We start from the raw sequence: 18,365 nt of genomic DNA on the forward strand, positions 1-18,365 counted from the left end.
TCAGGCGGTTTCAGCCTTGACCCGCCCGGAACGGACGGCGTCGACGAGTGCCCGGTGGTCCTGCTCGTTCTGGTCGGCATAGCGCTCGGCGAACGTCACCAGCGCCCGGTCGAAGACCTCACCCCCACCCAGGTAGGCGGCGATGGCGATCCGGTCCCCCGATCTCGCGTGCGCGCGGGCCAGCGTGGCACCGCACAGCTCACCGAAGGCCCGCATCCCGTCCGGCACCATCGACTCGGGCTCCGCGATGCCCTTCCAGTCCCGCAACTGCCTTACGTAGAAGTCCCGTCGGCCGCCGTCGATGCCGTCGGCCCGAGCCCAGCCGAGGAAGATGTCGCTGGTGGCCTGCATGAGCCGCTGACCGCAGACCACACGCTCGCCCTGCGTCCGGCAGTCGCTCGCCCCGGTGAACGGCGCGAGTACCGACTCGTCGGCCTCCTTGGCCTGCAGGAGCAGCGGATCCTGGTCGTCGCGGCCGAGCAGCAGAATGATCCAGCAGCGGGTGCCCACGCTGCCGACCCCGACCACCTTGCGGGCCACGTCGACCAGCCGGTACTGCTCCAGCAGCAACCGCCGGTCCGACGGGAGGCTCTGACCGTACCGTTCGATCATCCGGCGGATCAGCTCCTCCATCGCCTCGCGTTCGACGTCCGGAAGCAGGTCCTGGAGCGGTGTGACCAGCGGGGGATCCGGAGCGATACGGACCCTGCCGTCGGCGACACGGGTGAGTTTGTCGAAGGCCTGGAGGCTGTCGCGGGTGCGTGCCTTCGCCACCGTCCGCGACCAGCGCTCGCGGGCCCGCGCGCTCACCTCCTGGAAGACGTGGGTCCGCACCCAGTCCTCGTCGAACCGGGCACACCACACGCGGAGATTGCCCAGCGCGGCGAAGCGCCGCTGCCACTCGCGGTACGCCCGCACCGTCGACCGCACGACGCAGGCCCGCTCCTTGGCGCTGAAGCCGTTCGCCCGGCCGGCGATGACGAAACTCGTGGACAGCCGCTTGATGTCCCACTCCCACGGGCCGGGCAGCGTCTCGTCGAAGTCGTTGATGTCGAACATCATGCGGCGCTCGGGCGAGGCCAGCAGCCGGAAGTTCAGCAGGTGCGCGTCGCCGCACACCTGCGTCGTGATCCCGCTGCGGGGAGTGTCGGCGAGGTCCCCGGCCATGACGGCGGCAGCCCCCCGATAGAAGCGGAACGGTGACTCGATCATCCTCCCGTAGCGGATCGGTACGAGCTCGGGCACCCGGGTCGCGCACTGCGCCTCGATGACGTCCACGGGGTCGGGCCGCTTCTGAGCGGGAGTGAACTCCGCGTGACTGGAGCGTGGTACGGCGGCCCGGGCGGCCTTGCCGGTCTCGGCACGCTCGCGGGGCGTGCGGTGCGGGACGACGCCGTCGGCCGGGTGGTGCGAGGTCATCGCAGTCGGTCCGCGATGCGATCACCGACACGCAGGGCGTTGGCGATGGCCGTCAGCGACGGATTGACCGCTCCGATGCTCGGGAAGAAGCTCGTGTCGACGACGTACAGGTTGTCGAGGTCGTGGGCCTTGCAGTCCACGTCGAGGGCGGAGGCTGCGGGGTCGCGGCCGAAGCGGACGGTGCCCGCCTGATGCGCCGTGGCGCCGATGGGCATGCCCTTGTGCAGGTAGATGCTCCGGGACAGGAGCTGGTGTTCGTGCATGCCCAAGTGGCCGAGCATGCCCTGCAGTTTGTGCCGCAGGTGGTTCAGTCCGGCGATGTTGTTCTTCTCGTCGAGGGCCAGGTGGATGCCGCCGTCCCGGTCCAGCGTGACGCGGTTGTCGGGGGTGGGCAGGTCCTCTCCGCACAGCCAGAAGTCGACCGCGTGGTGGGCCAGTACCTCGAAGGGCATGTCGGGACAGACGGCCCCGGCCCAGCGGGGCGCCTCGCCGTGGATCTGTTCGGAGTCGGACTTGCCGAGCATCTGGATGCCGCCGAGGGGATACTCCCAGTCGTCGGATCCCAGGTACCAGTCGTGCAGGGCCAGGGTCTTCTGGAACCTGGTGTCGTTCGGTTCCTTGGACACGGCCATCAGGGCGAGGTTGTTGTGCCGCATGTAGTGCCGGCCCACGACGTCCGAGCTGTTGGCCAGCCCGCGTGGATGCCGGTCGTTCGCCGAACGCAGCAGCAGGACGGCGGAGTTGACGGCGCCGCAGGCGACGACCACGATGTCCGCGCTGAACTCCACGGTCGAGCCTTCGCCGCCCGCGTCCTCGACCGTCGCGACGACCGAGGTGACGCTGCGGCCGGTCGCGTCCGTGTCCAGGCGCCGCACGTCCGCGTGGGTGACCATCTCGACGTTGTCGTGTTCCAGGGCGGGGTCGACACAGATGACCTGTGCGTCGGACTTCGCACCGACCAGGCAGGGGAAGCCGTCGACACGGTCGCAGCGGATGCAGGCGCTGGTGTGGGTGGCCCGGCCCCGGTCGTCCTGGGTGAGGTTCACCCCGATCGGGAGGTGGAAGGGGTGCAGCCCCTGCTTCTCCAGATCATGGCTGAGCTGCTGGATGCGCGGCTCGTGCTGGACCGGCGGATACGTGTACTGGGCGCTGGTGGGACCCTCGGTCGGGTCCTCGCCGTGCCGGCCGTGGACGAGGTAGAGATGCTCGGCCTGGGTGTAGTAGGGCTCGAGTTCCTCGTAGTTCAGTGGCCAGGCGGGGGAGATGCCGTCGTGGTGGCGGAGCTCGCCGAAGTCCTCGGGGCGCATACGAAAGAGCGCGGCGCCGTAGAACTTGGTGTTGCCGCCCACGTAGTAATTGACCTCGGGCGGGAACTGGTTTCCGTGTTTGTCGAACCAGAATTCCGGCGCACGGTATTTCCCTTTGACGAAGACGGCGGTGGAATCCCAGTTGTCGCGTTCGCGAGGAAGATAGTCCCCGCGTTCGAGAAGGAGGATCCGCTTTCCCGTGGGCGCCAGCCGGTGGGCAATGGTGCCACCGCCCGCACCGGTGCCGACCACGATGACGTCGTAGTGCTGTGCGTCGGTCATGCAGGCCACCGTCCCCACTGCCCACCGTGGGCATCTGTCCCGAGACCCAAGGTATCCCTGGGGGATATTTCCGGCGAGTTGGACTATTCAGGTGAACCGAGGCGTCGGGACACGGCGGGTTCCCGCGCGATCACCGCCCCGGCGGTGATCCCGGCGGCGATGACGACACAGAGCCCGATCAGCCATGACAACACCGTGAAGACCGCACCCAGCGACCCGTAGCGGTCCAGGCTGCGGTTGAGCGCGCTGGGCACGTACAGCTTGGCGACCACCGACAGAGTGGTCATGGCCACCCCGGTCAGGAGCGCACCGGGCAGCAGGGGCGGCCAGGGGACGCGCGCGGCCAGCAGCAGGTGCTGGGTCCACCACCAGACGCTCACCTGGGCGACCAGCAGGAGCGGCACGCCCAGCCACGCCCCCACGCCGAACCCGGTGCGCAGCGGTCCCTGCAGGGCGAGGATGACCAGCCAGGCCGCGATCCACACGAGCCATCTCCAGGCGGCGATCCGTGCGCTCGCACTCGGCAGTCGCCAGGCGCGTTGGCACAGGCGCTGCATCGCCCGGCTGCACGCCGTGGCGGAGAGCAGCACCATCAGCGAACTGACCACTCCGGCGCTCTGCTGCAGTTCCTCGGGATCGGCGGCGAAGACCTTCTTCAGCTCCTGTTCGGAGGAGCCGTTGATACCGAAGACGTCGTGCAGGGAGGAGAGGAACTCCTCGCGCACCGCCCGCGGGGCGAAGGAGGCGACCACGAAGATCAGTGGAACCGCGGTCAGGAAGACCTGGGCCGCGAGCCGGGTCGCGGAATCGAGCAGGTTCACCGCGATCAGGTGCGAGGTGAGACGGGTGATCACCGGGAAGCGCTCCTCGACGGTGGCGCGCAGCCGCCGCAGCCGCGCCCCCAACTCCGCGGCCCGACCGCGCAGGCGGCCCGCCCCGCCGTCGGTGGACGGGCCGGATCCTCTGCCTGCGCGCAATTCCGCTCCCCGGGTCCAAACTGGGCTCCACGCCCCGAGGCGTGACCACGCCACCAGGGTGCCGTCCCGGGCGGCCGCCCGCCTGCGGCGCGAGCGCCGTTGCGCCGTACGGGGGAGAAGTCGCCCGAGGAGTTGCGGACGGCACCGCTGAATTGTGGGTGCGGGCGGGAGCGGTGACGATGGGGCCATGCGCGCATCCGGCGCCGCCCCGAACCTCGCGCGGCCGTACGGGGGCAGCGATGGTCCTTGACCTGGTCCTCATCGGTCTGGCGATCGCCGTGAACCCCTTCTCGGTCACCGCGTTCGTGCTGGTGCTGTCCGCGCGGGGCGGGATCTGGAACGGGCTGGCCTTCGTCCTCACCTGGCTGGCCAGTTTCGTCGCGATCATCGCCGTGGTGCTGCTGATGACCGGCGGGAAACCGCCGGCGCCCAAGTCGGCACCCTCCACGGCCGCCCTGGCCGCCAAACTCGCCATCGGCGTCGGCCTCGTCTGGTACGGAGAGCGCACCCGCCGCAGGAGGGGCAGGCGGCGCAAGCCATCCGGGATGATGTCCCGGCTCGACCGGATCTCCCCGTGGACGTCGGTCGGGCTGGCGCTGTTCCTCCAGCCCTGGGGGCTGGTGGCCGCCGGTGCCGCCACCGTGGTGGAGGCGGACCTCTCCCACGCCGCCTCGTACGCGGCGCTGATGGGCTACTGCCTGCTGGCCAGCTCCAGCCTGCTGGCCATGGAGATCTACGCGACCTTCGCCCCCGACTCCTCCCGCGTACGGCTCGGGCGGCTGCGGACGTGGCTGGACAACCATCAGGACGAGGCGATCGTGGCGGTGTGCCTGCTGCTGGGGCTGTGGCTGGTGGGCAAGAGCATCTACCAGCTGACCGCCTGACCCTGACCGGCACTCACCGGACCGGCGGGGCGAGCCCCGGCCGGCACGGGACCGCAAGGGCCAGCGCCGGTCATCACCGGACCGCCGGGGCGAGCGCCGACTGTCAAGGGAGCGCCGGGTGACGACCGCCCGCACGGGACCGCCGGGCGACGACCGTCGGCGTCGTCACAGGATCGCCAGGGGATTGACGGGCGAGCCGGTCGCCGCGGGCAGCCGCAGCGGAGCGATCACGCACAGGAACGACCAGCGGCCTTCCCGCGCGCAGATCGGCGCGAGGTCCTCGAACCGCAGATAGTCGAGCAGATGCAGTCCCAAGGCGTGGACGGCGAGCACATGCACCGGGAACGCGACCCCTCGCACCGCGCTCGGGGCCGTGTCGTTGTTGCCGTCGCTGCCGAGCACCGCCACCTCCCGGTCGGCCACGAACTCCATCGCGGTCGGATGGAGTCCGGCACGGGCGGCGGCCACGTCCCAGGGGCCCAGCTCCTCGCGGCGCCTGCGGTGTCCGACCCGAACGAGCAGGATGTCGCCGCGGCCGACCCGTAGCCCCTGCCGGGTCTCGGCGGCGCTCAGGTCCTCAGCGGTCACGTTCGATCCGGGTTCGAGCCAGGAGAGGCCGTGCACCCGGGGTATGTCGAGGAGGACCCCACGTCCGACGATGCCGTCGCGGGCCAGCTCGACGGACAGGACGCTCGCGCCCTCCGGCGACAGCGCGTCCGCCGCCGGTATGCCGCCGTACAGCGTGCCGTCGTAGATGACATGGCACAGCGCGTCGAGGTGACTGTCCACATCGCCGTGCACGTTCATGGCGAAGCGGTCCCGCGCGAAGTCCAGGCCCTTCGCGACCGGTTCGCCGTCGGCCGGAGCGGTGAGCCGGTGCTCGGCCGGATCGGCGTCGTCGGGTCCGGTACGGGTCTCCACGGGGGCGGCGAGCGACACCGTACGCCCCGACCGCACCTCGCGGACGGCCGCCAGCACCTGTTCCGCGGTGATCGTGTCCAGGGCGCCCCGGCGCCTGCCACCACCGGAGGCCGTGCCGCGCAGTCGGCGGTAGAGCGACCGGAACTCGGCCTCGCTCAGCTCGTCGGGCATCGGCATGTCACCAGCCTCCGACAGAAGCAGGATTCCGGCACGCCGAGTTGCCGGGGGCAGGCGCCACCGCGTTAATGAAGGAGCGACCTGTCCACGTCACGAGCCGGCGCACCGCACCGAAACGCGGAGGTCCGGATGGACATGATTCATGTCCGCGCGGTGTGCCCGCCGGATCTCACGCGACGCACCATGGCCCTGCTGGGCGACGAGCCGTGCGCCTTGAACGTGGTCCTCCAGACGGGCAGCGTACGCAACCCCGACGGTGACGCCATCGAGTGCGACGTCCTGACCGGAGCCGCGAACGACGTACTGCGCGGCTTGCGGGACCTGGGCCTTGAGCGCCACGGCTCCATAGTCCTCGATCCGGTGGACACGGTGTTCTCGGAACACGCCGCGAGGACCGGGGCCCAGCGGCTCGGGGCCACGCCGCGCGCACCGGTGTGGGCACAGGTGGAGGCGCGGATCCGGGCCGAGGGCAGATACCCCCCGAGCTTCTACCTCTTCCTGGTCGTCGCCGGGCTCATCGGCGCGGTCGGCATCCTCACCAACTCCCAGATCCTCATCGTCGCGGCCATGGTGGTCGGACCCGAGTACGGGGCCATCACCAGCGTCGCCCTCGCGATCGACCACGGCTCCCGGCCGAGAATCCGGCAGGGACTGACGGCTCTGCTCGTGGGCTTCGTGCTGGCCCTCGCCGCGACCTTCCTCTTCTCGCTGCTCGTCCGGGGCTTCGGGCTCCAGCCGAGCGCCTTCGAACTGGGTGTCAGGCCCGTCTCGAATCTGATCAACACCCCCAACTTCTTCTCGGCCGTGGTGGCGGTGCTGGCCGGCGTCGTCGGCATCGTCTCGCTGGCCGAGGCCCGGACCAGCGCACTCCTCGGCGTCTTCATCTCGGTGACCACCATTCCGGCCGGGGCCGACATCGGGGTCTCGTGCGCGTTCGCCAGCTGGGACGAGGCCTGGGGGTCGCTGCTCCAACTCCTGCTCAACATCGTCGTACTGATCGCGGTCGGGACCGGCACGCTCAAGTGCCAGCGGGCGATCTGGCGGCGGGTGGGCGAGCGCCGGCAGCGGCGCGAGGTCAGGCGGGCGACGTAGGGGCGGACGGCGCCGGAGGAGACGGCGTCGAAGCGGCCGCGGCCGAGGGGGCGCCGGTGTCCAGGAACTCGCGGATCGCGAAGGCGACCAGCACGATCACCACGGTCCACACCACGACCCACGTGGTCGGGTAGTTCCAGGTGAACAGCACGATCGCGGCGACCAGCAGGATCGCGGCGCCGATCCACCGCTTGAAGCGGTGCACGAACCGGCCGACCGGACCCAGCGGGAGCCCCGCCGACACGGCGACGTCGCGCAGGGCGCCGATGCCCCTGCGACAGCCCGTACGGATGAGGACGGCGATCCTGGACGGCCCGACGAGGAAGGCACCGACAGCCGTCACGAGCGCGAGTGCGCCGACCGCGCGAACACCGGCGCGCAGGAACCGGACCAGGGAGTCGAACACCGTGATGGCGGCGTCCTCGGACGTCCCGACGGGCAGATGGTCGAGATAGACCGCCCGCGCGACGGCCAGGACGATGCCGAGCACGACCATGGCGGCGAACACCCCGAGCGCGGCCCCGATCAGGGCCCGGCGACGGTTGGTGGCCAGATACACGCCCGCGGCGGCGATCAGCACGGCGACGAGGGGGAGCCAGCCGCCGATGATGTCCAGCACCCGCAGATACGTCTTGATCTTGCCGACGTCCTTCGACGCGAACACCACGAAGTCCGTGTGGATGGCCGGGATCCGAGCGGCCGGCTTGAAGCCGGCGCTGACCAGCCGGTCCTTGACCTGGGCCACGATCGGCGCCACGTCGATGGTGACCTGACCGTTCTTGGCGGACACCGCACCGGTGGCGTTGCCCGTGAGGGCCTTGTCCAGCGCGCTGTGGGCCCGGCGGTTCGCGTCCACCCAGACGGTGTCGAAGGCCTTGCTGGAGACCACCCGCTGCACGGTGTCGCCGACCAGACTCTTCAGACCGCTGGTGATCGGGCCGCCCAGGTCACCGAGCAGCGTGGCGACCCTCGGCGGCGCACCCTTCTCCGACGCCGCCCGCTCCAGATCCTTGACCAGCGCGTCCACGTCGATCTGCGCCAGGACCGCGGTGGTGACCCGGTTGGTGACCGCCTTCTGCACATCCGGATCCCTCGCCAGCGGCCCCACGGTGGCGACATAGCGGTCCGTGTCCCGGACGATGCTGTTCGCCCAGACCGCGACGACGGCCAGCAGCGACAGCAGCGAGGCGAGGAGGATCAGCAGGACCGAACCCGTCGAGCGGAGCCAGTGGTGTCGCGCCGCCCCCGCCGGCCCTCCGGTCTCCAGAGCGCTCACCCGGTGCCGCAGCTCGTCCAACTCGTTGCGCTCCCGTGCCGAGAGCCGCTGCTCGCCGGACGGTTCGGGGGGCTTGTGGTCCGGGTCCGGTGGAGGCGGGCTGCTCGTCATGGTTACAGCAGAGGCGTACGGATCCGATCCCGCGACCCGGAACCGGCCCGGCGGGTGAACACCGCACCGAGGTGCGGCGCCTTCCGTCCGATGCTGCAATGGAATTCGGGGCCCGTGGCCGCGCTGGCATTCGGGGACAGGGGGAATTCCATGACCACCCAGGGGTGAAGCCGTGAGCGATTCCGCCGTGAGCGATGAATTCGCCGAAATGGGCCCTATCGACTACATAGTCGTCGAGTTTCCCGGCAACCGTATGACCGGCGAAGGCTTTCCCCTGCTGGTCGACCTCGTGGACCGCGGCGTCATCCGGATCCTCGATCTGATGTTCGTCAGGAAGGAGGAGGACGGATCCGTGGTCGGCATGGAGATCGCCGACCTCACCGGCGACGGAGCCCTCGACCTCGCCGTCTTCGAGGGCGCCTCCTCCGGCCTGCTGGGCGAGGACGACATCGAGGAGGCGGGCAGCGCCCTGGAGCCCGGCAACTCGGCAGGAATCCTGGTCTACGAGAACCTGTGGGCCGCTCCCTTCGCCACCGCCCTGCGCCGCGGCGGTGCGCAACTGGTCGCCTCCGGGCGCATCCCGGTGCCGGCCGTGCTGGCCGCGCTGGACGCGACGGAGTAGTACACGCCCGCCGCCCGCGCGTTCGGGAGGCATCGCCGCAGTACTCGTGAGCGCCTGATCCGTCAGGGGCCCGGGCGCCCGACGCAGCGCTCGACGGCGGCCCGTACCCGGGCGAGGTTCACCGGCAGGTCGGCCGTGGCATCCAGGGTCATGCCCGGCTCGTCCCGCTCCAGCGGCTCCAGCGTCTCGAACTGCGAGTCGACCAGCCGGGCGGGCATGAAGTGGCCGGTGCGCCGGGACACACGGTCCCGGGCCGTCGCCCGGTCCAGGGCGAGGTACAGGTACCGCAACGCCGGCCCTCCGGCCTCCCGCAACTCCTCGCGATAGGCGCGCTTGAGGGCCGAACAGGCGACGACCAGTCCCTCGCGGGCCTCGGCGGAGCGACGGATGCGGTCGGAGAGGGCACGCAGCCAGGGCGCACGGTCGGCGTCGCTCAGGGCGTGGCCCGCGGTCATCTTCGCGATGTTCGCCGCGGGATGGAAGTCGTCGCCCTCGACGAACGCCAGGCCGAGCTCCACGGCGACCGCTTGGCCGAAGGTGGTCTTCCCGGATCCCGACACGCCGAGGACCACTATGATCGGGGGCCCTTTCCCGTCCCCTTCGCCGCCTACGGCGCTGCCCCCGGCCCCGGTCACGGGTTCTCGGGCTCCCGGCCTGGTGCCGTCTGCCGCAGGTCCGCCTCGGTGAGGGGCTGGAGGGCCCCGCGGGTGTCCAGTCGGTAGAGCAGGACGAGCGGCGGCCCCACGAGCACCACCGCGATGACCGTGACCAGCATCAGCCAGCGCAGCGTCGTCGACGCGCCGGCCGCCTGGGACACGGTCAGTGAGGTGGGGATGAGATAGGGCCGCTGGGCCAGTCCCCAGGCCACGACGACGAGGGCCACGCTGCCGATCGCGGTGACCCTCGCCCATCCCGTCGCGACGCGGTACAGCAGCCAGGCGGTCGTCAACGCGCAGACGACGGCGATGAGCACGAGGACGAGACCGATTCCGCCGGTCAGCCCGTCGTGGACGTAGGGCGCGTCGTCGTGGGTCACGGCGAGGCCGACGATCGCCAGCACGGCGAGGACGACGAGAGCGCACCAGGCCCGCAACCGGAAGTAACCGACGAGGTCGGGGGCGTCGAAACGGCGGGCGTCGGCGGTCAGGAACACCGCCCCGAGGAAGGCGGTCGCGGCGACGGTGAGCAGCCCGGCGATCACGGAGGTCCCGTTGGACCAGGCGTCGGCGGACGCCTGTGTGCCGGGAGCCACCCGGCCCGTGGCGATCCCCCCGACCGCCGCGCCGAGGAAGAAGGGGGTCAGCAGCGAGGAGACGGCGAAGACGGCGCCGTAGACCCTGCGCCGGGCGAGGCGCCGCGCGGGCTTGCGCAGGGCGAAGCCTGCACCGCGCAGGACGAGTCCCACGGCCGCGAGTGCCAGCGGGAGCCACATGGCGGAGAAGACCGTCTGGAACAGGACCGGGAATCCGGTCCACATGATGACCAGGACGAAGATGAGCCAGACGTTGTTGGTCTCCCAGACGGGTTCCATGGCGTGGTCGATGAGCCACCTCGGACGCTTGCCGCGTTCGGTGCCGCCCGCGACGAGGTCCCAGAATCCGGCACCGTAGTCCGTGCCACCCGCACACGCGTAGGCGGCCACCGCCACCAGCAGCACCCAGGCGACGACGTCCTCGATCATTCGTCTCCCCCGTCCCCGCTCGCGGTGGTCGACAACGGGCGGGGCCCGTAGGGAATGCCGCCCTCCATGCCCTCGACGCCGGCACCCGCGGGCGCGCCCTCGTCGGCCAGCCGCCAGCGGTGGCTCATCTTCGCGAGGACGGTCAGGAAGGAACCGAAGGCGAGGACGTAGACCACCACGACGATGCCGAACATCGTCCACAGGGACGTGGCGCGGGTGCCCGTGACCGCCTCCGAGACCCGCATGTTCTCGTAGACGATCCAGGGCTGCCGGCCCACCTCGGTCGTGATCCAGCCGCACTCCACGGTCAGCAGACAGGCGGCGCCGGCGAGGGCGGCACACCGGAGGAACCAGGGCGACCGGGGCAGTTCACGACGCCGCAGCCGGCACCAGCCGTACCAGAGCGCGAGCAGCACGAGCAGGCTTCCGACGGTCACCATGATGTCGAACGCCCAGTGGGCGATGGTGGCCTGGATCACCGTCGGGCGGTCGCTCGCCGGGACCGACGTCAGTCCGGTCACCTCGGTGGACGGTCTGAATCCGGCGAGGATCGAGTCCAGTTGGGGGATCTTGATCCCGCCGGAGACCGACCCGTCGGCATGCAGACGCCCGAAGAGGTACTCCGGTACGTGGGTGTCGGTCTTCCACACCAGCTCGGTGGCCGCGAACTTCACGGGCTGTTTATGGAAGACGGAGCGGGCGATGGAGTCCCCGAGCACGAACTGCACGGGGGTGAGGATCGCGGCGACGGTGAACGGCAAGGTGAAGCCGAGCCGGTGGTAGCGGTCCCGGCGGCCGCGCAGCAGGCCGACCGCGTACACCCCGGCGACGACGTATCCGGCGGTCAGGACCACGCCGACGACGAAGTGCCAGTACTCGGGGCCGAGCATCGGTGTGAAGACCGCCTGCCGGACATCGACGTTCCGCGGCCTGCCGGACGCGTCGAGGGTGAAGCCGCGCGGGGTGTTCATCCAGGCGTTCGCGGCCACGATGCCGAACGCCCCCATCAGGGCGGCCAGCGGCAGGGGCAGGCCGAGCCAGAAGTGCGTCCACGGTTTGAGCCTGCGCCAGCCGTACAGGTAGATGGCGATGAGGATCGCCTCGAGGAAGAACGCCCAGGCCTCGATCCCGAAGCCGAGGCCGAAGACATCGCCCCACCGGCCCATCATCCCCGGCCACAGCAGACCGAACTCGAAGGAGAGCACGGTGCCCGTCACGATGCCGATCGCGAACTGGACGGCCATGACCGCCGACCAGCGCCGTGCGAGCAGCAGGGCGACGGCGTCGCCCTTGCGCAGCCCGCGGTAGTGCATCAGGAGTGTGATGGCGGGCAGGGCCACACCGAACGGTACGAGCAGGATGTGGGACGCCAGAGTGAAGGCCATCAGCTCCCGGGCCGGGAGGAGTTGTGGTGGGCCGTCCGCGAGAAGGTGGCCGATTGCGCTGTTCACATGACCTCGGTGGTTCGTACGGGATGGCTGAGGGGCCCCGCGCTTCAGCCGCCGGTGGCGAAACCGGGGAACAGCGTCATGCCGCCGTCCACGTAGATGGTGGTGCCCACGACGTAGTCGAAGAGGTCGGACGCGAGCGCCGCCACCGCGTTGGCGATGTCTTCCGGGTCGCCCACGCGGCGGTAGGGGATGAGCCGGAGGAGGTCGGCCTCGGCCTCGGGGGTGTCCCAGGCGTCGCGGTTGATGGGCGTGCGGATCGCGCCCGGGGCGACGGCGTTCACCCGGATTCCCTGCGGCGCGAGCTCCTGCGCGAGGGTCGCCATGAGCATCTGCACCCCGCCCTTGGACGACGCGTAGTTCACATGGCCCGCCCACGGGATGATCTGGTGGACCGAACTCATGCAGATGATCTTCCCGGCCGAACGGGAGACCTCGGGGACGACGCCCCGCCGCAGGAACTCCTTGGTCGCTTCGCGGGCGCACAGGAACTGTCCGGTCAGATTGACGTCCAGCACCTTCTGCCACTGGGCCATGGTCATCTCGGTGGCGGGGGCGTCGCGCTGGAGCCCGGCGTTCGCCACCATGATGTCGATGGTGCCGAACTCCTCGACCATGCGGGACACCATGTCGACGACCTGGTCCTCCTGGGACACGTCCGCCTCGTGCGCGTAGGCGCGCACCCCGAAGCCCTCGATCTCGCGTACGACCTCTTCCGCGGCGTCCCGCCCGGACACGTAGTTCACCACCACGTCGGCGCCCACCCGGCCGAGACCGATGGCCGTGGCCTTGCCGATGCCGGAATTCGCGCCCGTCACCAGCGCCTTCTGCCCCTTGAGGAGCGGGAAGGCAAGGGGTCGGCGACCATTGCTGCCGCTGGTTTCCACTCATGTCTCCCTGTGGGTGGCGACGCGGACCATCGGAGGAATCCGCTTTTCGGAGGAATCCGCCCCACAACGAAAACACTGGTGAGTCGGGACGGCTCGTCGGCACGTCCGCTGTCAGCCGGTCGGGGGGCCGACCCGGGCTGAACGGCCGAATGCCCACCCGCGAGGTCCACCCGGGACGGCGCGCTCGGCTACGGGGTGCGGGGCTGGGGCTCGCGACTGGACTCGCGACTGATTCCGACGCACAGCGCCCAGATGACGAAGGCGTCGACGGCGATCAGCACGATGGCCCAGACGGGGTAGTACGGCAGCCACATGAAGTTGGCGATCATCGACAGGCCTGCCAGGACGACTCCGACCACGCGTGCCCACATCGCTCCGGTGAACAGGGCGGCACCCGCGAGAACGACCAGGACGCCGAGGGAGAGGTGGATCCAGCCCCAACTCGTCAGATTGAAGTTGTAGGCGTAGTTGCGGGTGAGGACGAAGACGTCGTCCTCGGCGATGGCGGAGATTCCCTCGAATATCGCCATCACTCCGCCGAAGATCATCATGACTGCGGCGAAGGCGGTCCAGCTGGACGCCCACGCTCCGCCGCTCCCGGTCTCGCGTCGCTGGTGCATTCCGGTCGTGGTCATATCGAGCTCCTCCCACGTAGACCTCACCACCGACCTGTGACCGGTCGGTGGTCCACATTTCAGCTTGCCATGAGAGTCACCGACCGGCAGAACGGCGGAATTCCCGCAGGATGGCGCCTATGCCGATGTGCGGGGGAATACGTGCGGTGCTCCAATGGAGGTGTCCTATGCGCCGAGAATTGCCCGTCGGTCGGGGGAGTGTGGATATTTCGCGGGCCGCCTTCCGGACGCGCGGGCCGCTTTTCCAGAAAGGAATCCGCCGTGCCAGGTCTCCTTCGCGGGGTCGCCCGCACAGCCGCGGTGGCCGGTACCGCGACCGCCGTGTCGAACCGTGTGTCACGCCGTCAGCAGGGGCGATGGGCTCAGCAGGAGTACCAGGAGGCCCCGCCGCAGTACGCGCCCGCCGCGCCGCCCCCGCCGCCCGCCCCGTCGGCCGACGACATGAGCGGCAGGATCGATCAGCTGAAGCAACTCGGGGAGCTCAAGGCCCAGGGGGTCCTGACCGAGGCGGAGTTCGATGAGCAGAAGCGCCGGATCCTTGGGTAGTGAGGGTCCATGAACCTCACAACTCCGGAAGGCCTGCGGTGGGAGCCCAGCGGGCGCTGGGTGCGCGGGTGCAAGGGCGAGGCCACGGTCGTCGACAGCCGGCACCCCGTCCTCGTCTGGGAGCCCGAAGTGCCCGTTCCGCTGTACGCGTTCCCGCGCGAGGAGGTCCGCGAGGACCTGCTCCGCCCCGCGAAGAACCCGCCGACCGGCACCCACAGCGGATCGCGGGTCTTCTACGACCTCGAAGTCGACGGCGAACTGCTGGAGAACGCGGCCTGGACGTTCCCCGCCGACGACCTCGCCGGCCACATCGCCTTCGAGTGGTTCAGCCGCAGCGGCCGGGGACTCGACCACTGGTACGAGGAGGACGAGGAGATCTTCATCCACCCCCGCGATCCGCACAAGCGGGTGGACGCCCTCCCGAGCAGCCGTCACGTGCGCGTCGAGATCGACGGCACGGTCGTCGCGGACACCCGCCGTCCGGTGCTGCTCTTCGAGACCGGCCTGCCGACGCGGTACTACATCCCGCGTGAGGACGTCCGCCTCGACCTTTTCATGCCCAGCGACCTCAGCACGGGGTGCCCCTACAAGGGCACCGCCGCGTACTGGTCGTGGCGGGGTGGCGGCGACGAGCCGGCGAACCTCGTCTGGAGCTACCCGGAGCCACTGCCCGCGGTGGGCGCCGTCAAAGACCTCCTCGCCTTCTACAACGAAGCGGTCGACATCACCGTGGACGGGGAACGCCTGGAGCGCCCCGTCACGCCCTTCACCTCGGCCCTCCCGACGCGACCGGCGACGTGACGGCGGCGCGCCCCCCCGGGTGCGACGGGGAGGGCCACCGCACCGTGTCCTGACGTCGCGACCGGTGCTCCCGGCAGCCCGCCGATCGAGGCCGATCTTCGGGCGTTGTTCCGCAGCATCACGATCCACGAGCCTCCGCTTGTCGCGATCGTGGCCGAGGATCCCCACGTCACCCATCCCCGGCGGTACGTCGCCGCCCTCACGCGCTTCGTCCGGGCGTCCTGAGACGCGGGCCCCGTCACTCGTCGGTACTGTCGGAAGTGATCGCCGCTCGCTCTCCGCTCCTGGTTCCCCGACCGGGCGGCGGAGCGAAGGAGGCAGGGTGTCGTGACCGTGATCTCCCTGAAGTCCGCCCAGGTGCGGGAAGGACTCACGCTGCCCTACGCCGAGGCCGGCTACCCCGGTGGCACACCCGTCGTCTTCGTACACGGACTCGGTGACTCCTGGTGGGCCTTCGAGCCCCTCCTCAGGCGCCTTCCGGCCGCCCTGCGCGGTTACGCGCCCACCCAGCGCGGCCATGGCGACGCCGACCGCCCGTCCGAGGGCTACACGCCCGAGGACTACGCCGCAGACCTCGTCGCCTTCCTGGACGCCGTCGACATCGACCGCGCCGTGCTCGTCGCGTCCTCGAGCGGCGGCGTGCCCGCCCGGATGGTCGCGGGCAGCCATCCCGACCGGATCTCGGGGCTGGTGCTGATCGGCGTACCCGGCACGCTCGAGGACAAGCCGGCGGTGACCGGGATGCGGGAGGCCGTCCAGGGACTCTCGGACCCCGTACCCCGGGAGTTCGTCGAGGAGTTCGTCTCCGGCGCGGTGGACCGGCCCGTCGCCAGGGGCCTCGTCGAGACGATGATCGAGGAAAACCTCAAGGTCCCCGCGTACGTCTGGCAGGAGACCCTGCGCGGACTGCTCGACACCGATCTGCGCGCGACCCTCGCGGGCATCCTGGTGCCCACCCTCGTCATCTGGGGTGACCAGGACGACCTGCTGCCCCGCGGCGACCAACAGACCATCCTGGACGCCATCCACGGTTCACGTCTGATCGCCTACGAGGGCGTCGGGCACGACGTCCACTGGGAGCAGCCCGACCGCGTGGTCGCCGACCTCGCCGCCTTCGTCGCGCATCTCGAACACCCCGCGGCTCCCGGCACGTCATGAAGGCGTGCAGGACGGCAAATTGGCCAGATCGGCCAGTTACCTATTGAATACCCGGGGTTACATCCATCCGGCCGACAAGACTTGCTAGGGTGTTACTCGTTGGTAGCAAGTCGAACGGGGGCCACGAGGGGCCGGCGTATGCATCGCCGCCGCTCCTCGGGCAGGTTGGTCGAGACGGACTGTCCGGCAAGGGGGCCGGGCGGCCACGGCGCCTGCGCGTACGCACCCCGCGGCCTTCGAACTCCACTTCTCTCGCTCACTCATTCGAACAGGTGAGACTCCTCATATGGCTCGTTCCCTGGTCGACTTACTGACCACGCATGCCTCGCAACAGCCGGAGCGGACGGCATACCGCTACCTCGTCACGGGCGACTGCGACGGAGAGATCCAGGACATCTCGTACGGACGTCTGGCCCGTCGGTCCCGAGCCGTCGCCGCCTGGCTGCAGGAACGCGGACTGGCCGGATCCCGCGGCCTGCTGCTGTACCCGCCCGGCCTGGAGTTCATCTCCGGCTACCTGGGCTGTCTTTCGGCCGGGGTCGTCGCCGTACCGGGTCTTCCCCCGCAGGGGCGGTCGCAGAACCACCGTGCCCTGACCCGCATGAAGCGCCTCATCGCCGACGCGGACGCCAAGGTGATCCTGGGCGGCCGTGAGGTGCTCGCCGCTCTGGCCGCCCAGGCGGAACACCTGCCCGAACTGGACGGGATCACCTGCGTCGCCACCGAGGACATACCCGACGAGGCGGCCGACTCCTGGCGCGAACCCGACCTCACCGCCGACTCGGTCGCCTTCCTCCAGTACACCTCCGGCTCCACCTCCGCCCCGCGCGGCGTGATGGTGACGCACGGGAACCTGCTGGACAACCAGCGGGCCATCACCGAGCGGATGGGCCACAGCCCGGACACGCTCGCGGAGTACGAGCACGAACTGTTCGTCAGCTGGCTGCCGGTGTACCACGACATGGGCCTCATCGGCCCGGTCCTGAACACCGTCCACCTCGGCGCCACCGCCACGCTCTTCTCGCCCCTGCACTTCCTCCAGCGGCCCGCGCGCTGGCTGACCGCCCTCAGCCGGTACCGCCCGCACACCAGCGGCGGCCCCAACTTCGCCTACGAGCTGTGCCTCAAGCACGCCACCCCCGAACTCCTCGACGGACTCGACCTCGGCCGGTGGAAGGTCGCCTTCAACGGCGCCGAACCGGTACGGGCCGCCACCCTGCGGCGCTTCACCGAGACCTTCGCCCCGGCCGGCTTCCGACGCGAGGCCCTCTATCCGTGCTACGGCCTCGCCGAAGCCACGCTCATCGTCACCGGTGGCTCGGTCGACACCCCGCCCACCCTCGCCGCGGCCCCCGGGCCAGGGGCGCACGTGGACGCGGCCGCCGTCGGCTCCGGGCGGCCGATCCCCGGTACGACCGTGGTGATCGCAGACCCAGAGCGGCGGGAGGAGTTGCCCGAGGGGGAGGTCGGCGAGATCTGGGCGAGCGGCGCGGGCGTCGCCAAGGGCTACTGGCGCAACGCCCTCGCCACCCGCGAGACCTTCCGGGCCACGCTGAAGGACCGTCCGGACCGCTTCCTGCGGACCGGCGACCTCGGATTCCTGCGCGAGGGCGAGCTGTTCGTCACCGGCCGCCTCAAGGACCTGATGGTCATCGACGGACGCAACCACTACCCGCAGGATCTGGAGCTGTCCGCCGAGATGTCCCACGGGGCGCTCCGGCCGGGCTGCACCGCCGCGTTCTCCGTGGACGGTGGTGTCGAGGGCGAGCAGCCCGTCATCGTCGCCGAGACGGCTCCGGACGCGGCGGCCGACTCCGAGCGGATCACCGAGGTGATCCGCAGCGCGATCGGCGAGGCCCACGGTCTCGCGGTGCGTGACGTCGTGCTGGTCCACCCCGGCACCATCCCCAAGACGTCCAGCGGGAAGATCCAGCGCCACGCCTCCCGGGCGGCCTACCTCGCCGACGCCCTCGCGGTCGTCGGCGCGCCCGCCGCGCGATGAGGTAGACGAGGTCACCCCCCGTCGGCGCGGACACCCGCGCCGACGGGACACCCCGGTCGTACCCGCCGTACACCAGGGGCTCCTCAGTCGCGCGCCGGTGCCTCCCCAGCTCACCGATCGCCGTCCACCGATCGCC

The 18,365-nt window shown here is 70.5% G+C and carries 17 protein-coding genes; 7 read left to right on the plus strand and 10 right to left on the minus strand.

Annotated features, from left to right (window positions below; translation table 11 throughout):
• From ACZ7M3_RS02080 to ACZ7M3_RS02090, 3 genes are all read right to left on the minus strand, one after another.
• Complete coding sequence (locus ACZ7M3_RS02080; protein WP_472060000.1) at positions 1-1,419, minus strand: DUF2252 domain-containing protein; 1,419 nt, start codon at positions 1,417-1,419, stop codon at positions 1-3.
• Positions 1,416-3,008, minus strand: coding sequence for a GMC oxidoreductase (locus ACZ7M3_RS02085; protein ID WP_472060001.1), 1,593 nt, complete (start codon positions 3,006-3,008; stop codon positions 1,416-1,418). The genes ACZ7M3_RS02080 and ACZ7M3_RS02085 overlap by 4 nt, the downstream gene beginning before the upstream one ends.
• Before the next feature lie 83 nt (positions 3,009-3,091).
• Entirely contained in the window at positions 3,092-3,985 is an 894-nt protein-coding gene (locus ACZ7M3_RS02090) for a YhjD/YihY/BrkB family envelope integrity protein (RefSeq protein WP_472060002.1), read from the minus strand.
• A 239-nt stretch (positions 3,986-4,224) separates the two neighbouring features.
• On the opposite strand from ACZ7M3_RS02090, the gene ACZ7M3_RS02095 reads away from it, so the two are divergent.
• Positions 4,225-4,869 (plus strand): GAP family protein, encoded by a 645-nt coding sequence (locus tag ACZ7M3_RS02095; RefSeq protein ID WP_472060003.1) that lies wholly within the window; start codon positions 4,225-4,227, stop codon positions 4,867-4,869.
• Between the two features lie 165 nt (positions 4,870-5,034).
• On the opposite strand, the gene ACZ7M3_RS02100 is transcribed toward ACZ7M3_RS02095, so the two are convergent.
• A complete protein-coding gene (locus ACZ7M3_RS02100; RefSeq protein ID WP_472060004.1) occupies positions 5,035-5,967 on the minus strand; it encodes a cyclase family protein in 933 nt (310 codons plus the stop codon).
• 129 nt (positions 5,968-6,096) lie between these two features.
• Between ACZ7M3_RS02100 and ACZ7M3_RS02105 the strand changes: the two genes are divergently transcribed.
• Positions 6,097-7,059: a DUF389 domain-containing protein gene (locus ACZ7M3_RS02105; protein WP_472060005.1), complete on the plus strand. Its 963-nt coding sequence runs from the start codon at positions 6,097-6,099 to the stop codon at positions 7,057-7,059.
• Here the strand turns inward: ACZ7M3_RS02105 and ACZ7M3_RS02110 are convergent.
• Positions 7,043-8,446, minus strand: coding sequence for a hypothetical protein (locus ACZ7M3_RS02110; protein ID WP_472060006.1), 1,404 nt, complete (start codon positions 8,444-8,446; stop codon positions 7,043-7,045). The two genes, ACZ7M3_RS02105 and ACZ7M3_RS02110, sit on opposite strands and share 17 nt — an antisense overlap.
• A 208-nt stretch (positions 8,447-8,654) precedes the next feature.
• On the opposite strand from ACZ7M3_RS02110, the gene ACZ7M3_RS02115 reads away from it, so the two are divergent.
• A complete protein-coding gene (locus tag ACZ7M3_RS02115; protein ID WP_067373001.1) occupies positions 8,655-9,068 on the plus strand; it encodes a DUF6325 family protein in 414 nt (137 codons plus the stop codon).
• A 62-nt stretch (positions 9,069-9,130) separates the two neighbouring features.
• On the opposite strand, the gene ACZ7M3_RS02120 is transcribed toward ACZ7M3_RS02115, so the two are convergent.
• The 5 genes from ACZ7M3_RS02120 to ACZ7M3_RS02140 form a co-directional block, all read right to left on the minus strand.
• Complete coding sequence (locus ACZ7M3_RS02120) at positions 9,131-9,703, minus strand: gluconokinase (protein WP_472060007.1); 573 nt, start codon at positions 9,701-9,703, stop codon at positions 9,131-9,133.
• Positions 9,700-10,749, minus strand: a complete 1,050-nt coding sequence (locus ACZ7M3_RS02125) for a cytochrome d ubiquinol oxidase subunit II (protein WP_472060008.1) — start codon at positions 10,747-10,749, stop codon at positions 9,700-9,702. Before ACZ7M3_RS02125 ends, ACZ7M3_RS02120 begins: the two co-directional genes overlap by 4 nt.
• The gene (locus ACZ7M3_RS02130; RefSeq protein ID WP_472060996.1) at positions 10,746-12,134 is read right to left on the minus strand and encodes a cytochrome ubiquinol oxidase subunit I; all 1,389 of its coding nucleotides are present in this window, start codon (positions 12,132-12,134) and stop codon (positions 10,746-10,748) included. The genes ACZ7M3_RS02125 and ACZ7M3_RS02130 overlap by 4 nt, the downstream gene beginning before the upstream one ends.
• 110 nt (positions 12,135-12,244) lie before the next feature.
• Positions 12,245-13,084 carry an SDR family oxidoreductase gene (locus ACZ7M3_RS02135; protein ID WP_452963311.1) on the minus strand — a complete coding sequence of 280 codons (840 nt, stop codon included), beginning with the start codon at positions 13,082-13,084 and terminating at the stop codon, positions 12,245-12,247.
• Positions 13,085-13,275: 191 nt separating this feature from the next.
• Positions 13,276-13,722, minus strand: coding sequence for a DUF7144 family membrane protein (locus ACZ7M3_RS02140; protein ID WP_355303424.1), 447 nt, complete (start codon positions 13,720-13,722; stop codon positions 13,276-13,278).
• A gap of 261 nt (positions 13,723-13,983) precedes the next feature.
• On the opposite strand from ACZ7M3_RS02140, the gene ACZ7M3_RS02145 reads away from it, so the two are divergent.
• From ACZ7M3_RS02145 to ACZ7M3_RS02160, 4 genes are all read left to right on the plus strand, one after another.
• Positions 13,984-14,268 carry an SHOCT domain-containing protein gene (locus tag ACZ7M3_RS02145; RefSeq protein ID WP_472060009.1) on the plus strand — a complete coding sequence of 95 codons (285 nt, stop codon included), beginning with the start codon at positions 13,984-13,986 and terminating at the stop codon, positions 14,266-14,268.
• Positions 14,269-14,277: 9 nt separating this feature from the next.
• Positions 14,278-15,069, plus strand: a complete 792-nt coding sequence (locus ACZ7M3_RS02150) for a DUF427 domain-containing protein (RefSeq protein ID WP_472060010.1) — start codon at positions 14,278-14,280, stop codon at positions 15,067-15,069.
• Between the two features lie 327 nt (positions 15,070-15,396).
• The gene (locus ACZ7M3_RS02155; protein WP_472060011.1) at positions 15,397-16,227 is read left to right on the plus strand and encodes an alpha/beta fold hydrolase; all 831 of its coding nucleotides are present in this window, start codon (positions 15,397-15,399) and stop codon (positions 16,225-16,227) included.
• Positions 16,228-16,513: 286 nt separating this feature from the next.
• On the plus strand, positions 16,514-18,229 hold the full coding sequence (locus ACZ7M3_RS02160) for a fatty acyl-AMP ligase (protein ID WP_472060012.1): 1,716 nt from the start codon (positions 16,514-16,516) through the stop codon (positions 18,227-18,229).
• The last annotated feature ends 136 nt before the right edge of the window (positions 18,230-18,365 follow it).

Source organism: Streptomyces sp. NPDC111656, assembly GCF_055656965.1.

What these genes read in the sequence shown, in the direction of transcription:
- ACZ7M3_RS02080 (WP_472060000.1), bottom strand. Translation starts at nt 1,419, where the DNA reads ATGACCTCGCACCACCCGGCCGACGGCGTCGTCCCGCACCGCACGCCC.
- ACZ7M3_RS02085 (WP_472060001.1), bottom strand. Translation starts at nt 3,008, where the DNA reads ATGACCGACGCACAGCACTACGACGTCATCGTGGTCGGCACCGGTGCG.
- ACZ7M3_RS02095 (WP_472060003.1), top strand. Translation starts at nt 4,225, where the DNA reads ATGGTCCTTGACCTGGTCCTCATCGGTCTGGCGATCGCCGTGAACCCC.
- ACZ7M3_RS02100 (WP_472060004.1), bottom strand. Translation starts at nt 5,967, where the DNA reads ATGCCGATGCCCGACGAGCTGAGCGAGGCCGAGTTCCGGTCGCTCTAC.
- ACZ7M3_RS02105 (WP_472060005.1), top strand. Translation starts at nt 6,097, where the DNA reads ATGGACATGATTCATGTCCGCGCGGTGTGCCCGCCGGATCTCACGCGA.
- ACZ7M3_RS02110 (WP_472060006.1), bottom strand. Translation starts at nt 8,446, where the DNA reads ATGACGAGCAGCCCGCCTCCACCGGACCCGGACCACAAGCCCCCCGAA.
- ACZ7M3_RS02115 (WP_067373001.1), top strand. Translation starts at nt 8,655, where the DNA reads ATGGGCCCTATCGACTACATAGTCGTCGAGTTTCCCGGCAACCGTATG.
- ACZ7M3_RS02125 (WP_472060008.1), bottom strand. Translation starts at nt 10,749, where the DNA reads ATGATCGAGGACGTCGTCGCCTGGGTGCTGCTGGTGGCGGTGGCCGCC.
- ACZ7M3_RS02130 (WP_472060996.1), bottom strand. Translation starts at nt 12,134, where the DNA reads ATGGCCTTCACTCTGGCGTCCCACATCCTGCTCGTACCGTTCGGTGTG.
- ACZ7M3_RS02140 (WP_355303424.1), bottom strand. Translation starts at nt 13,722, where the DNA reads ATGACCACGACCGGAATGCACCAGCGACGCGAGACCGGGAGCGGCGGA.
- ACZ7M3_RS02150 (WP_472060010.1), top strand. Translation starts at nt 14,278, where the DNA reads ATGAACCTCACAACTCCGGAAGGCCTGCGGTGGGAGCCCAGCGGGCGC.
- ACZ7M3_RS02160 (WP_472060012.1), top strand. Translation starts at nt 16,514, where the DNA reads ATGGCTCGTTCCCTGGTCGACTTACTGACCACGCATGCCTCGCAACAG.